Origin of the sequence: Marinobacter pelagius (genome assembly GCF_900114925.1) — a bacterium.
Taxonomy (GTDB): Bacteria; Pseudomonadota; Gammaproteobacteria; order Pseudomonadales; family Oleiphilaceae; genus Marinobacter; species Marinobacter pelagius.
The window spans coordinates 255,448-268,508 of the sequence record NZ_FOUR01000006.1; the positions used below are offsets into that span (position 1 = coordinate 255,448).

The following is a 13,061-nucleotide window of genomic DNA, read 5'->3' on the forward strand; positions in this document are numbered from 1 at the left end:
AAAACACGTATATTCTCAAGTCGTATTTTCGCTGGAGCAAGGACAACCTGATGCTGTTTGCAATCATTATCGGCGGCCTGATTGGCTATGCATTCGGAAAATTCACCGGATTTCTCATCGGTGCCGCCATCGGCGCGTTTCTGTTCAACCGCGCCAAGGCCCGCCTGATCGGCAAACTCCAGAACATCCAGAGTGGATTCCTGGAGTCGGTGTTCGCAGTGATGGGGGCGCTGTGCAAGGCTGACGGGGTGGTCACCCGGGACGAGATCCAGATGGCCGAGTCCATGTTCGCTCGGTTCCGGCTCAATCATAAGCAGCGGGAAGCTGCCAAACAGGCCTTCAACCGGGGCAAATCAGAGGGTTTTGACCTGGATGCCGAGCTGGACCGGTTCATGCGCCTGAGCGCACGCCAACCGGCCCTGCTGCAGATGTTTCTCCAGGTACAGGTGTCTGCGGTGGCTGCCGACGGCGTGGTCCATCCGGAAGAGCACCAGATGCTGGTGCGTATCGCCCGCCGGCTGGGACTGCCGGAAAGCCAGGTCGACCAGCTCGAAGCCATGCTGCGCGGTGCCCATGCAGGCCAGGCGGGCGCCGGCCAGCGCTCCACCAGCGACCAGCTCGACGATGCCTACAAGGCACTGGGTGTATCACCATCCGCCAGTGACGAGGAAATCAAGAAGGTCTACCGCAAACTGATGAGTGAAAACCATCCGGACAAACTCGCCGGCAAGGGACTACCCGAGAGCATGCGGGAAATGGCCGAAGAACGTACCCGCGAGATCAGCCACGCCTACGACGTGATCAAGGACGCCCGCAAGAAAGCGGGTTAATCAGAGACTCCTGAACCCTCAGAACCAGCGTGGCACCCGGTTCCGGTAATGCTCATAGGCATCACCGAACTGCCGTGCCAATGCCTTCTCCTCTTCCCTCGCCTGCCTCATGATCACCGTGACCCCGGTGATCAGGCAAACCAGCGAAAAGACGCTTGGCAATGCCAGGAAGAAGCCCAGCTGGCCGGTGATGACGGCGAGGAACAGCGGATTTCGGCTGCGGGCAAACGGGCCTTCCGTGATAAGTTTCTGGCGTCCTCCCCCGGCGTCAATGCCGGAGCGCCAGTCCTCATGCATGTAGGCCTGCAGGTAGTTTATGCCGGCAAAGGACGCCAGCAGCAACAGCATCCCCACCAGCAACACCGGCCAATGGTACAGCGGGCCAAACACTCCCAACCACGGATCAATATCCGCAAACACGCGCACCACGCACACGCCGAGGATAGCCGCACGGAACAGGTTAAAGGTATGGCGGTGCCACCAGGGCGCGGAGCCACGCTTGCCATAACTGATATGGGAAAACTTGAGCCGGTCATAGAGCCCGAGCGTCCGGCCGGCGAATTGCAGGCCGATCATCAGGAAAAAGATGCCCAGGAAATGCCTGACCAGCGGTTCGATAAGATCCATCAGGTGCGCTTACTGCAGAATTGATCTGCAAGCTTATTATCTGAAACCACTGATGAAAAGTGTCTTTTTACTACCTGAAATGACATGTCGTCACGTTAGGGATTGGGATAGAGTTGCAGAAGAATTCTCAAGGAGCTTATCCCATGTCCAGCCCAGACCTGCCAGAGCGTGTCCACGCCTTCTCCGATGACGCCCTCGGCCATGACGACGCCACCGGGCTGGCGCAAAGACTCCGCCGCCGGGAAGTCTCCAATGCCGAGGTAGCCGAAGCGGCGACCCGGCGGGCCCGGCTGGTCGAGCCACGGCTGCATGGCGTGGTGGCGGAGAACTATGATCTGGCCCTGGACGCGGCCAGGCGCCTGGACAATGAACGCCCGGGCGGCAATCCAGGGTTCTTCCGGGGCGTGCCCACCTTCATCAAGGACAACCTCAACGTGGCCGGGCTGCCCACCCGACACGGCTCGGCAGCCATCCCCGACAACACCGCAAAGGCCACCAGCCCTTTTGCCCAGCAGCTGCTGGTTCAGGGGTACGTGTGCCTGGGCAAGAGCTCGCTGCCCGAGTTCGGCTTCAACGCGACAACGGAACCGGCCCACGCCGAACCGACCCGCAATCCCTGGAATCTGGCTTACTCCACGGGCGCTTCCTCAGGTGGCTCCGCCGCCCTGGTGGCTGCCGGCGTGGTGCCTGTGGCCCACGCCAATGACGGCGGCGGTTCGATCCGTATCCCCGCTGCCTGCTGCGGCCTGGTGGGGCTCAAACCCACCCGCGGCCGCCTGGTGGACAACGATGCGGTTCACTCCCTGCCCATCAACATCATCAGCGATGGTATTGTCAGCCGTTCGGTGCGGGACACCGCGAATTTCCTGGCCGAGTCCGAACTCTGGTTCCGCAACCCGAAACTGCCTCGTGTGGGCCGGGTTGACGGCCCCTCCGGCCGAAAGTTGCGGATCGGACTGGTGGTCGATTCGATCAATGGCCACCGGACCGACAATACGACCCGGAAAACCGTGGAGGAGACCGCCCGGCGACTGGAACGCCTGGGCCATCAGGTGGTTCCCGTTGCGGTGCCGGTGCCTGAGAGCTTCCCGGATGATTTTGCCCTGTACTGGGCCCTGCTTGCCTTTGGCGTGAAGGCCAACGGCCACAAACTGCTCAACCCGGGATTCGACAAGCGCAAGGTGGACGGCCTCACCAATGGCCTGGCGACGATGTTCAAACGCAACTTCTGGCGTTTACCCGGCGCCCTGTGGCGGCTCAGGCGCTCGACGAAGGACTATGCCCGGGCCATGGACGGCTATGACGCGGTGCTGACCCCGGTGCTGGGCCACACCACGCCGCCCCTGGGCTATCTGAGCCCCGATGTGCCCTTCGAGACCCTGTTCGACCGGCTCACCCGATACGTCAACTTCACCCCTCTGGCCAATGCTACCGGCGCACCGGCCATTTCACTGCCGGCGGGGCTGACAGAAGACAACCTGCCGGTGTCGGTCCAGTTGATGGGCAGGCACGGCGGCGAGGCCACCTTGTTGGACCTCGCCTTTGCCCTTGAGGCGGAGCAGCCCTGGCCGACACTCTGGCAGCAGGCTCGACAGGTTCAGGCGGAAGAAACCGCATCGGCCGGCGGGTAACGGAAGCCCGGGAATATCGACATCACCTGCAGAAAACTCTGTTCCAGCGGAGCCTCGAAGGTCATCAGGTTGCCGGTCACGGGGTGGACAAAAGCCATCCGTGTGGCGGCCAGCATCAGCCGTCCCTCCCCGAAACGCTCGGCAAAATAACGGTTGTGACGCCCGCGCCCGTGATTGGCATCGCCAATGATGGGATGACTGATGTGCTTCATGTGCCGGCGCAACTGGTGCTTACGTCCCGTTTCCGGATACAGCTCCACCATGGCGTAGCGGCTGGTCGGATATTTCTCGATAGCCACCGGGATCTCGGTGGTGGCCAGGATTCGGTACCGCGTCCGGGCCTCCCGGACCGGCTGCTCCTGCCCTTTGAGCCGCCGGTCTTCCGGCTCCTCCCGCAGCGGGTGATCAATTTCCCCCTCACCGGGCGGCCAGCCACGAACCATGGCCAGGTAGGTCTTGCTCACTTCCCCGGACATCATGGCCAGACCGACGCTGCGGGCGGTCTCCGGATCCCGGGCAAACACCATGACTCCCGACGTGGGCCGATCCAGACGATGCACCGGATAGACATGCTCGCCCCCGTTCAGCGAGCGGGCATACTGCAGGGCGAACTCGGTTTCATGTTTGTCGATCGGACTGCGATGAACGAGCAGGCCGGCAGGTTTGTGGACCACCAGCAGCTGCTCGTCGCGGTACAACTCCAGGAGCGGGTTACCTTTCATCTTGCCCCTACCCCGCCTCCGGCTGCAACCGGCCGTTGATCTGCCGCACCTTCCGCCCGGCTTTCTCACCAAGCACCAGAAGGGACGGAGTCAGCAGCAAGGTCAGGATGGTCGCAAAGCCCAGGCCACCGGCAATAGCACTGGAGAGCTGCGTCCACCACTGGGTGGAAGGCGCACCAAGGCCCAGTGACGGGCTGAGCAGATCGACGTTGATGCCCAGCACCATGGGCATCAGTCCCAGCACCGTTGTGATCGCCGTCAGCAGCACCGGCCGTAGACGCAGGCAACCGGTTTCCAAGGCCGCCTCATACGGCGCTAGCCCGTCCCGGCGCATCTGGTTGTAGGTGTCGATCAGGATGATGTTGTTGTTCACCACGATGCCCGCCAGGGCAATGATCCCCATCCCGACCATGACGATGCCGAAGGGTTGGCCATTAAGCAGCAGCCCGATCAGCACACCGGCAGTGGACAACACGATGGCCGAGAGAATCAGGAAGGTCTGGTACAGGGAATTGAACTGGGTCACCAGGATCAGGAGCATCATGCCGATGGCCACCAGGAACGCGGTGGTCAGGAACGACGCCGCCTGCTGCTGATCCTCGCTCTCACCCGCAAAAGCGACCGTGATGCCCTCTGGTGTTTCCGGGATTTTCTCCTGCAGCACCCGCAGCATTTCATCGACCTGCCGGCCCGGTGCCAGATCCGATTTGATGGTCACCGTGCGTTGACCGTCAACCCGCACGATGCTGCCGGTCTTGGCTCCGGGCTCCAGGTTGACGAACTCCGAGAGCGGCACCTGGCCTCTGGAGGTATTGATGGTCTGGCGTTGCAACTGATCCAGCTCCCGCCAGTTGTTGGGAACCCGCACGGCAATGTCTACCTCGTCCCGGACATCCTCGGGCCGATAGGTCGCCAACACCAGGCCATTGGTGACCAGGCGCACCGCACTGCCGATACTGAGCACATCGGTGCCGAAGCGTGCCGCTGCTTCCCGGTCCACCTTCAACTGCCACTCAATGCCCGGCAGGCTGCGGTCGTCCTCGATTTCAACGAACCCATCCAGGGTGCGCATGCGCTCCTCGACGGCATCCACAAAACCGTTTAGCTGACCGTTATCGCGACTGCTGAGCTGGATCTCGATCGGCTTGCCCTCAGCCGGCCCGCCTTCCTGTTTGCGGAACTCCAGCTCGATGCCGGGGATATCGGCCGTCCGTTCCCGGAAGTCCTCCAGAATCGCACTGGCAGGCCGGCGGGTGAACCAGTCGGTGAACTGGAACTGCAACACCCCGATGACATCCGGCGCCATCCGGGTGTTGTTACTGAGCATGGACCGGGCGTAGAGGGCCTTCACCTCTGGCATTCCCTGCAGACGCCGCTCAACCTCCCGGACAATGGCATCGCGCTCCCATACGGACAGATCGCCCCGGGCCCGAACCTGAACCTGGGCCGAATCCGGCTCCACGCTGGGGAAAAATTCCACGCCGTGGTTGAAGCGGGCGTAGGCGGCGTAGATCACCAGAATGACCACCAGTACACCCACCAGGGTGAGCCCCGGGAACTGCAGCAGCCTGGACAGCACCAGCCGGTACCAGGCCATCATACGGCCATCGGCATGGGACGCCCGGGCCCGGCGCCCACCACTGACACCACCCAGCACCGGCAGGAAGACCAGAGCCATGGCCAGGGACGCGCTCAGGCAGATGATCACGGTGATCGGCAGGAATTTCATGAACTCGCCCACCACGCCCGGCCAGAACAACAGCGGCACAAACACCGCCAGGGTGGTCGCGGTGGAGGCAATGATCGGCCAGGCCATCCGGCTGGCTGCCTCGGCCCAGGCGGAACGCACGGTGCCGCCCTCGGACAGATTCCGGTCCGCCAGCTCCGACACTACAATCGCGCCATCCACCAGCATGCCGGCCACCAGAATCAAACTGAACAACACGACGATGTTCAGGGTAAGGCCCATACCCCAGATCACCAGGATCCCGGTGAGGAAGGCGCCGGGAATGGTCAACCCGACCAGCAACGCCGAGCGCGGACCCATGGCCGCTATCACCACGATGATCACCAGAACAATGGCGGTCAGCACGTTGTTGAGCAGGTCCGAGAGAATGTCCTGGACCTCGTCCGACTGATCCATGATGTAACGTATATCAAGCGTCTCCGGCAGGCGCGGGCGGGCCTGCTCGATCAGCTCCCGCACCTGGTCCACCGTTTCGATGATGTTGGCACCGGAGCGCTTGGATACTTCCAGCACCAGTGCCGGCTCCCCGTTGATGCGGGCAAAGCCGGTGGGGTCCTTGAAGGTGCGCTGGAGCATGGCAACGTCACCGAAGGTCACCACGGTGTCGCCGTCCACTTTCACCGGCATGGACATGACATCCTCGATGTTCTCGATAACTCCGGGCACTTTCAGGGCCATGCGGCCGTTGCCGGTATCGAGAGAACCCGCAGCCACCAGCTGGTTGTTGCGGGTCACCAGGGAGGCAAGCCGGTCAAAATCGATGCCATAGCTCTCCAGAACCTGGGGGTCCACCACGACTTCCAGCTGATCCTCCCGGTCACCGCCGATCTCCACTTCCAGCACTTCGGGAATGGCTTCCATGGCATCCTGGAGCCGCCGGGCGATGGTGATCAGCTCCCTCTCGGACAGCGGCCCGGAGAGGCCCACGGACAGCACCGGGAACAGGGACACATTGATCTCGTTCACGCGCGGTTCGTCCGCTTCCTGGGGTAATTTGGTCCGCGCGGTATCTACTTTCTCCCGTACATCCTGCAGCGCCATGTCCGGATCGAAGCCGGCATCGAACTCCAGCATCACCGACGCATGGCCCTCGGAGGCGGTGCTGCGCATCTCCTTGATGCCCTCCAGTGACCGAAGCTCCTGCTCCATCGGTCGCACCAGCAGGCGCTCGGCATCCTCGGGGCTGATGCCGTCCAGGGTCATGGAGACGTAAATGATGGGAATGGTGACATCCGGATTGGCTTCCTTGGGAATGGTGTTGAACGCCGCGATGCCACCGAGTATCAGGAACAACAAAGTCAGCAGTGTCGTCCGGCTACGGTCCATGGCGGCAAAGATCAGTCCCCGCATACCGGTCAGCCCCTGTTGTCCGAACGATCGACCGGAGCCACTTCCTCGCCTTCGCTCACGAAGCCACCACCCCGGGTGATCAGACGGATCTCATCGGGAAGCCCTGTCACCCAGGCGCCCTCGGTGGACACGCTCAGCAAACGCACGGTCTCAAAGACCACCCGGTTGTTTCCATCCACATATTTGATACCGGGCCGGCCGTCATCACCCAGGCTGAGGTAGGCCGGAGAAATGAAAAGGGCTTTGACCTCCGGCAGGGCAATCCGCAAGCTGGCGCTGCCCCCGGCAACCCGTTTCAGCTCGGGATTCTCCACGGCGATCTCGACCGCGAAACTGCGGGTCTGGGGATTGGCTGAACTGGCGACGAAAGTCACCACGCCCTGGAGCTGGCCGCCGTCCAGCAGATCAATCCGGACCGGCTGCCCCACGGCGACCTGACTAACCGACTGCTGCGGAACCTGGCCGGTGGCCTTCAGACGGTCGATACGAACCAGTTCAAACAGCGGCGAGCCAACCTGTACCAGGGTACCCGGGTCCACATGCCTGGCGTTGATGATACCGCTGAATGGCGCGGCCGGCGTCAGATGCTGAACCGCCAGGCGGGCTGACGTCAGTTCGGCACGGGCAGCGGCAAGCTCACTCTCAAGGTCGAGCAACTGCGACTGCGATGTGAAATTGTCCGAGCGCAGCCGGCGTGCAGCCGCAAGGTCGGCCTCCAGCTGTTTCACCCGTGCGTTCCAGCGATCCACCAGGGCCGAACGGCCGTCGTCAGAGAGCCGCGCAAGGACCTGGCCTTTCGTCACGCTTTCCCCGAGATCAGCGGCAACTTCTTCAACCGTTCCCGGCACCCGGGCGCCCAGGCTTACGGAAAACCAGGGTTCAAGCTGACCCTGAAGCTGGATTCCCGGCTCATGCAGGCGCGCCTGCAGCGTTTCCACTTCCACGCTGGTCAGCCCCGTTTCCGGCTCCTGTTGCCGCTCGGGCGCCTGATCCGATGAAACCTTGACCTCGCCAGTCATCATCCAGATAACCAGGAGAACCACCACCAGCAGGGATAACCCGAGGGATCCCCATCTTGCTTTCGTCATTGAATGCTCGCTGTGCCTGAAATCGGTGAACAGGAAGACGGATTGAGGAACCAGTCGCCGGCTTGTCAAAAAAACCGGCAATTAACGGTTGCATCCGATTAAAAACGTGGGGTAGATTCTACACAGAATCTTTTTACGAATTCAGAGCAGAAAGTCGATTTCATGAATCTCAACGCAGTGATTGTCCTTGTGAAGCTTGTCCTGGTGGTCGTGGTACCGTCCGGGGGCTTTTGCGTGGACAAGCGGGTGAGATAGCGACAAACCTGACAAGACACCAGAAACCCCCGGCACCGAAAGGTCCCGGGGGTTTCTTTTTTGCGGCAAAGAAAAAGGGAAAAACGACCATGAACGGCGCACAGCACATTCTTGAAGCGTTCCACCGCCACAACATCAGCACGGTTTTCGGGTATCCGGGCGGCTGCATCATGCCGCTATACGACGCGCTGGTGGATGATGTGGGTGTGGAACACGTGCTGTGCCGCCATGAACAGGGCTGCGCCCTGGCAGCCGACGGCTATGCCCGGGCCAGTGGCAAGCTGGGGGTATGCATTGCCACCTCCGGCCCCGGTGCCACCAACCTGATCACCGGCGTGGCCAACGCCCACCGGGATTCCATTCCCATGCTTGTGATCACCGGCCAGGTGCCCTCCGGCCTGATCGGCACCGACGCTTTCCAGGAAACCGACGTGCTGGGCATGACCCTGGGCATCGTCAAACACAGTTACCTGGTGGACGACGCGGACACCCTGCCCGCGATCATGGAAGAAGCCATCGAATTGGCCCAGAGTGGCCGGCCGGGGCCAGTGTGGATTGATATTCCCAAGGACCTGTTACTGAGCGAAGTGGCCGACGCACCCTTCTCTCAGCCCGAGTCCTGTAATGCAGCCTGCCCGGACCTGACTGAAGCCGTGGCCATGCTGCGCTCCGCCCGCAAGCCTCTGCTCTACAGCGGTGGCGGCGTCAGCCTGGCCCACGCCGAGGCCAGCTTCCGCATTTTCGCTGAAACATCAGCCTTGCCGGCGGTTGTAACCCTCAAGGGTATTGGTAACCCGGGCAAACACAATCCCTACAACTTGGGCATGCTGGGCATGCACGGCTCCCGTGCTGCCAACAAAGCCGTAGACGAGAGCGACCTGTTGCTGGTCATCGGCGCCCGCCTGGACGACCGGGCCACCGGCAAACTGGACGGCTTCGCCCCCAACGCGAAGATGATCCACATCGATGCTGACGCTGCCGAAATCAACAAACTGCGCCCGGCCGACCTGGCCGTCCGCGGGGACCTGAATACCATCCTGGAAGAGTTGACCACCGCCCTGGAGAGCAAACCGCTGGCCATCAGTGACTGGCAGAAGCAATGTCGCACCTGGCACACCACCGGCGGCTTCCATGCGGCCGACAACGAAGAGCCCCTGGCCCCGATCACCGGACCGGCCTTCATCCGCCAGCTTTCCCGCATCGCCCCGGACGACACCGTGATCGCCTGCGACGTTGGCCAGCATCAGATGTGGGTGGCCCAGCACTACGAGTTCGATCACCCCCGCCACCATCTCACCAGCGGCGGCCTGGGCACCATGGGCTTCGGCCTGCCCGCAGCCATCGGCGCCCAGTTTGCGGACCGCAACAGCACCGTGATCAACGTCACCGGCGACGGCTCGTTCATGATGAACGCCCAGGAACTGGCCACCATCCGCCGCTACAACCTGCCGCTGAAACTGATCATCATGGACAACCAGTGCCTGGGCATGGTCCGCCAGCAGCAGGAATTGTTCTACGACAACCGGGAGAGCCAGATAAATCTGGACGACAACCCCGACTTCGTGGCCATGGCCCGGGCCTTCGACATCCCGGCCCTGCACATCGAACGCACCGACCAGATCCGCCGTGGCATCGAAACCATTCTGGCCTACAACGGCCCGATGCTGCTGCACGTGGCCATCAGCCGTGAAGACAACGTCTGGCCCATCGTCAAACCCGGCGCCAGCAACCGTGAAATGATCGACGAGACCCGACGCCCGTCCAAAGCCAGCAAGGAGCAAGTTGCATGAACCCGCAAAGCCAGTCTTCAATGCGAAGCTATACCATCAACTGCCGGATGACCCGGGAGGCCGCGTCCCTGGAGCGGCTTTGTCAGGTGGTCCGCATCCGCGGGTTCCGGATCGCCACCATGGCCGTGGAGACTGCCGGCGAGCATCTGGATATTGCCCTTACCCTGGAGGGTACCCGGCCGATTGCCATGTTGCAGTCGCAACTGGAGAAGCTTCATACGGTTGCCGAGGTTGCCCTCGCGTCTGGGTCTGTGGCTCGGTCTCGTTCGGCCTGAGGCTTGGGGGGCTGATCTTTTCGTAGCCTGAAGTTTGGCGGGCATGGTCTTTCTGTAGCCTGAGATTTGGCGGGCAGGTACGGGGGTGGGGGTATCTTTTCTTCGGGGAAAACAACTCGCTTCGCTCAGACATCTTTTCCCTGTCAGAAAAGATACCCCCACCCCCTACCGACGGGCAGAAACGAAATGTCAGGGGAAAAGAAAAAAACAAAGACGAGGGCACTGACTTTTCTGTCAGGTTGTTTGAGGTTTCGACTTGCACTCACAAGGCGATCCCAAAAGCATTTCAAAAGTCTTTAAGTCGGTGAACCCGTGTTGCACGTCGGCGCGGGGTGGTAGGTGGATTTTTCGCCGGAAAAAGGTGTCTGAGCGAAGCGAGTTCTTTTTCCAAGAAAAACTCCACCTGCCACCCCGCAAGCCCGCCCTCAAATCAACAGTCTGGGGACGGGCCAAACAGGCAGACTCCGGTGAAAAGGCCGTTCACCAAGCCTTGTAGGGCAGGAACTTCCCGTTCATGGTCACAACCACACGGTCACCCTTGGGGTTCTCCTCCTTCTCTATGTCCATGGTGAAATCGATGGCACTCATGATGCCGTCGCCGAACTTCTCGTGGATGAGTTCCTTCATGGTGTCTCCGTAGACACCGACAATTTCATACAGACGGTAGATCAGCGGATCCTGCGGGATGGCGCTGTCCCAGGCTTTCTTTGGACACACCTGCAGCGCTTCCGCCACGGGCTTGTCGAGGCCCAGGATTTCACATAAGGCGAAAGCCTTGTCTTCGGTGAGGCTGTTCATACCCAGGGCCGCCGAGGTGGTGAACACCGGGGACATGCCGATGGCCTCGGCGATGGCTTCCCAGGTCATACCTTTGGACACTTTGGCTTCCAGGATTTTTGCGGTCATCAGTTCTTTGTTCATCATGGCTGTTTCCTCTCTTGGCTTTTAACGTCAGGCATTCACCGCACGGGCGGCAGTTTCAGATTCGGTTTCAGAGCCGGCAGACACCGGCTTGGACTGGCTGACATCCCTGGCGGGCTCGACGAATTTCGGGCTGCCGTCTTTTTCCGGCAGGGCCGAACCGCTTCGGTTGACCAGGAAGTCCACCAGGTAGTCCCGGGTTTTGTGGTAGGCCGGGTTCTGGAAGATGGTGGCCCGGGCCCGTGGATGAGGGATGTCCACTTTCACGCTTTCGGCGATGCGGGCATTGGGGCCGTTGGACATCAGGAAGATCCTGTCGGAGAGCAGGATGGCTTCGTCCACATCGTGGGTAATCATGAACACGGTCTGGCGGGTTTCTTCCCAGATCTTGACCAGCTCGTCCTGAATCACGCCCCGGGTCAGCGCATCAAGCGCCCCGAAGGGTTCGTCCAGCAGCAGGAGTTCCGGTTGGGTGGCGAAGGCCCGGGCGATACTGACCCGCTGGCGCATGCCGCCGGAAAGCTGAGACGGTTTCCGATTGAGGGCGTGGTCCAGGCCCACCATTTTCAGATAGCGTTCGCTGTGCTCCTTCACCTTTTCCTTGGACCACTTGGGCCAGCGGGCCTGGACCGCAAACACGATGTTGTTCAGGGCTGTTTTCCAGGGCAGCAGGCTGTAGTTCTGGAACACCACGCCGCGCTCAAGGCCCGGCCCTTTCACTTCCTTGCCGTTCATCACCACGTTGCCGGCACTGGCTTCGTCCAGGCCTGCCAGTACGTTCAGGATGGTGGACTTGCCGCAACCGGAGTGGCCGATGATGCAGACGAACTCGCCTTTCTCCAGGGCAAAGCGGATATCCTCGAAGACGGTCAGCTCGCCGCCCTGGCCGTCCGGGTAGACTTTGGACAGGCCATCTACTTCCAGGAATGATTTACTCATAACAGGTCTCCGTTCGGAGGGTTGAGGCCGGCACCGGTTTGCCCGGTGCCGGGCCGCTCATTCTTTGTATTCCACCAGTTTCTGGGCCTTGCCCAGGGCCAGGTCCAGCAGCATGCCCACCACCCCGATCATCAGGATGGAGAAGATCACACTGGCAAGATCCAGGTTGTTCCACTCGTTCCACACGTAGTAGCCGATGCCGGTGCCGCCCACGAGCATTTCCGCCGCCACGATGACCAGCCAGGCAATGCCGATGGAAATGCGCATACCGGTCAGGATGGTGGGCGCGGCGGCCGGCAGTATCACCGTAATGGCAGTGCGCAGCGGCCCGAGTTCGTGGGTGCGGGCCACGTTGACCCAGTCCTGCCTCACGTTCGCCACACCAAAGGCGGTGTTCAGCAACATGGGCCAGATCGAGCAGATGAAGATCACGAAGATCGCCGAGGCATCAGAGTCCTGGATAATGAACAGGGCCAGGGGCATCCAGGCCAGCGGCGAGATCGGCCGCAGCACCTGGATATACGGGTTCAGGGCCTTGTACATCAGCGGCGACATGCCGATCAGAAACCCGACTGGCAGCGCAATGGCCATGGCCGCAAGGTAGCCGGTCAGCACCCGGTACACCGAATAGGCCAGCTGGATGCCGATACCCTTGTCGTTGGCGCCGGCGTCATAGAACGGGTCGGACAACTCCGCCCAGGCCAGCTTGATCACCGCCGAGGGTGGCGGCACTCGGGATTCCTGCTCTACACCACCCATCAGCATTTCGTATTCAGTCAGTCCTGTCTGGGCCTCCGGGGGCTGGGTTGCCATTTCCCAGAGCCCCAGGGCCAGAATCAGGAACGACACCGACAGCAGTGCTGCCCGGACGTTCAGGGAAGCCATG

The 13,061-nt window shown here is 61.5% G+C and carries 11 protein-coding genes; 4 read left to right on the forward strand and 7 right to left on the reverse strand.

Annotation, left to right across the window (positions count from 1 at the left end):
- Positions 1–50: 50 nt before the first annotated feature.
- Entirely contained in the window at positions 51–830 is a 780-nt protein-coding gene (djlA, locus tag BM254_RS13425) for a co-chaperone DjlA (protein WP_092004590.1), read from the forward strand.
- Positions 831–848: 18 nt separating this feature from the next.
- On the opposite strand, the gene BM254_RS13430 is transcribed toward djlA, so the two are convergent.
- Positions 849–1,457, reverse strand: a complete 609-nt coding sequence (locus BM254_RS13430; RefSeq protein WP_092004593.1) for a methyltransferase family protein — start codon at positions 1,455–1,457, stop codon at positions 849–851.
- A gap of 143 nt (positions 1,458–1,600) precedes the next feature.
- Here BM254_RS13430 and BM254_RS13435 point away from each other — a divergent pair, with 143 nt between their 5' ends.
- On the forward strand, positions 1,601–3,088 hold the full coding sequence (locus tag BM254_RS13435) for an amidase (RefSeq protein WP_092004596.1): 1,488 nt from the start codon (positions 1,601–1,603) through the stop codon (positions 3,086–3,088).
- On the opposite strand, the gene BM254_RS13440 is transcribed toward BM254_RS13435, so the two are convergent.
- Genes BM254_RS13440 through BM254_RS13450 form a run of 3 tightly spaced genes read right to left on the reverse strand, consistent with a single transcriptional unit; the run spans position 3,055 to position 7,995 of the window.
- Positions 3,055–3,810: a pseudouridine synthase gene (locus tag BM254_RS13440; RefSeq protein ID WP_092004599.1), complete on the reverse strand. Its 756-nt coding sequence runs from the start codon at positions 3,808–3,810 to the stop codon at positions 3,055–3,057. The genes BM254_RS13435 and BM254_RS13440 overlap by 34 nt on opposite strands.
- 7 nt (positions 3,811–3,817) lie before the next feature.
- Positions 3,818–6,907, reverse strand: coding sequence for an efflux RND transporter permease subunit (locus BM254_RS13445; protein WP_092004602.1), 3,090 nt, complete (start codon positions 6,905–6,907; stop codon positions 3,818–3,820).
- 5 nt (positions 6,908–6,912) lie between these two features.
- Complete coding sequence (locus tag BM254_RS13450; RefSeq protein ID WP_092004605.1) at positions 6,913–7,995, reverse strand: efflux RND transporter periplasmic adaptor subunit; 1,083 nt, start codon at positions 7,993–7,995, stop codon at positions 6,913–6,915.
- A gap of 344 nt (positions 7,996–8,339) precedes the next feature.
- Here BM254_RS13450 and ilvG point away from each other — a divergent pair, with 344 nt between their 5' ends.
- Positions 8,340–10,040: an acetolactate synthase 2 catalytic subunit gene (gene ilvG / locus BM254_RS13455; RefSeq protein ID WP_092004608.1), complete on the forward strand. Its 1,701-nt coding sequence runs from the start codon at positions 8,340–8,342 to the stop codon at positions 10,038–10,040.
- Positions 10,037–10,315 carry an ACT domain-containing protein gene (locus BM254_RS13460; protein WP_092004612.1) on the forward strand — a complete coding sequence of 93 codons (279 nt, stop codon included), beginning with the start codon at positions 10,037–10,039 and terminating at the stop codon, positions 10,313–10,315. Before ilvG ends, BM254_RS13460 begins: the two co-directional genes overlap by 4 nt.
- Before the next feature lie 480 nt (positions 10,316–10,795).
- On the opposite strand, the gene cynS is transcribed toward BM254_RS13460, so the two are convergent.
- Genes cynS through ntrB form a run of 3 tightly spaced genes read right to left on the reverse strand, consistent with a single transcriptional unit; the run spans position 10,796 to position 13,060 of the window.
- The gene (gene cynS / locus BM254_RS13465) at positions 10,796–11,239 is read right to left on the reverse strand and encodes a cyanase (protein ID WP_092004615.1); all 444 of its coding nucleotides are present in this window, start codon (positions 11,237–11,239) and stop codon (positions 10,796–10,798) included.
- A gap of 27 nt (positions 11,240–11,266) precedes the next feature.
- Positions 11,267–12,175: an ABC transporter ATP-binding protein gene (locus BM254_RS13470; RefSeq protein ID WP_092004618.1), complete on the reverse strand. Its 909-nt coding sequence runs from the start codon at positions 12,173–12,175 to the stop codon at positions 11,267–11,269.
- A 57-nt stretch (positions 12,176–12,232) separates the two neighbouring features.
- Positions 12,233–13,060: a nitrate ABC transporter permease gene (ntrB, locus tag BM254_RS13475; RefSeq protein WP_008170590.1), complete on the reverse strand. Its 828-nt coding sequence runs from the start codon at positions 13,058–13,060 to the stop codon at positions 12,233–12,235.
- Between the last annotated feature and the right edge of the window lies 1 nt (position 13,061).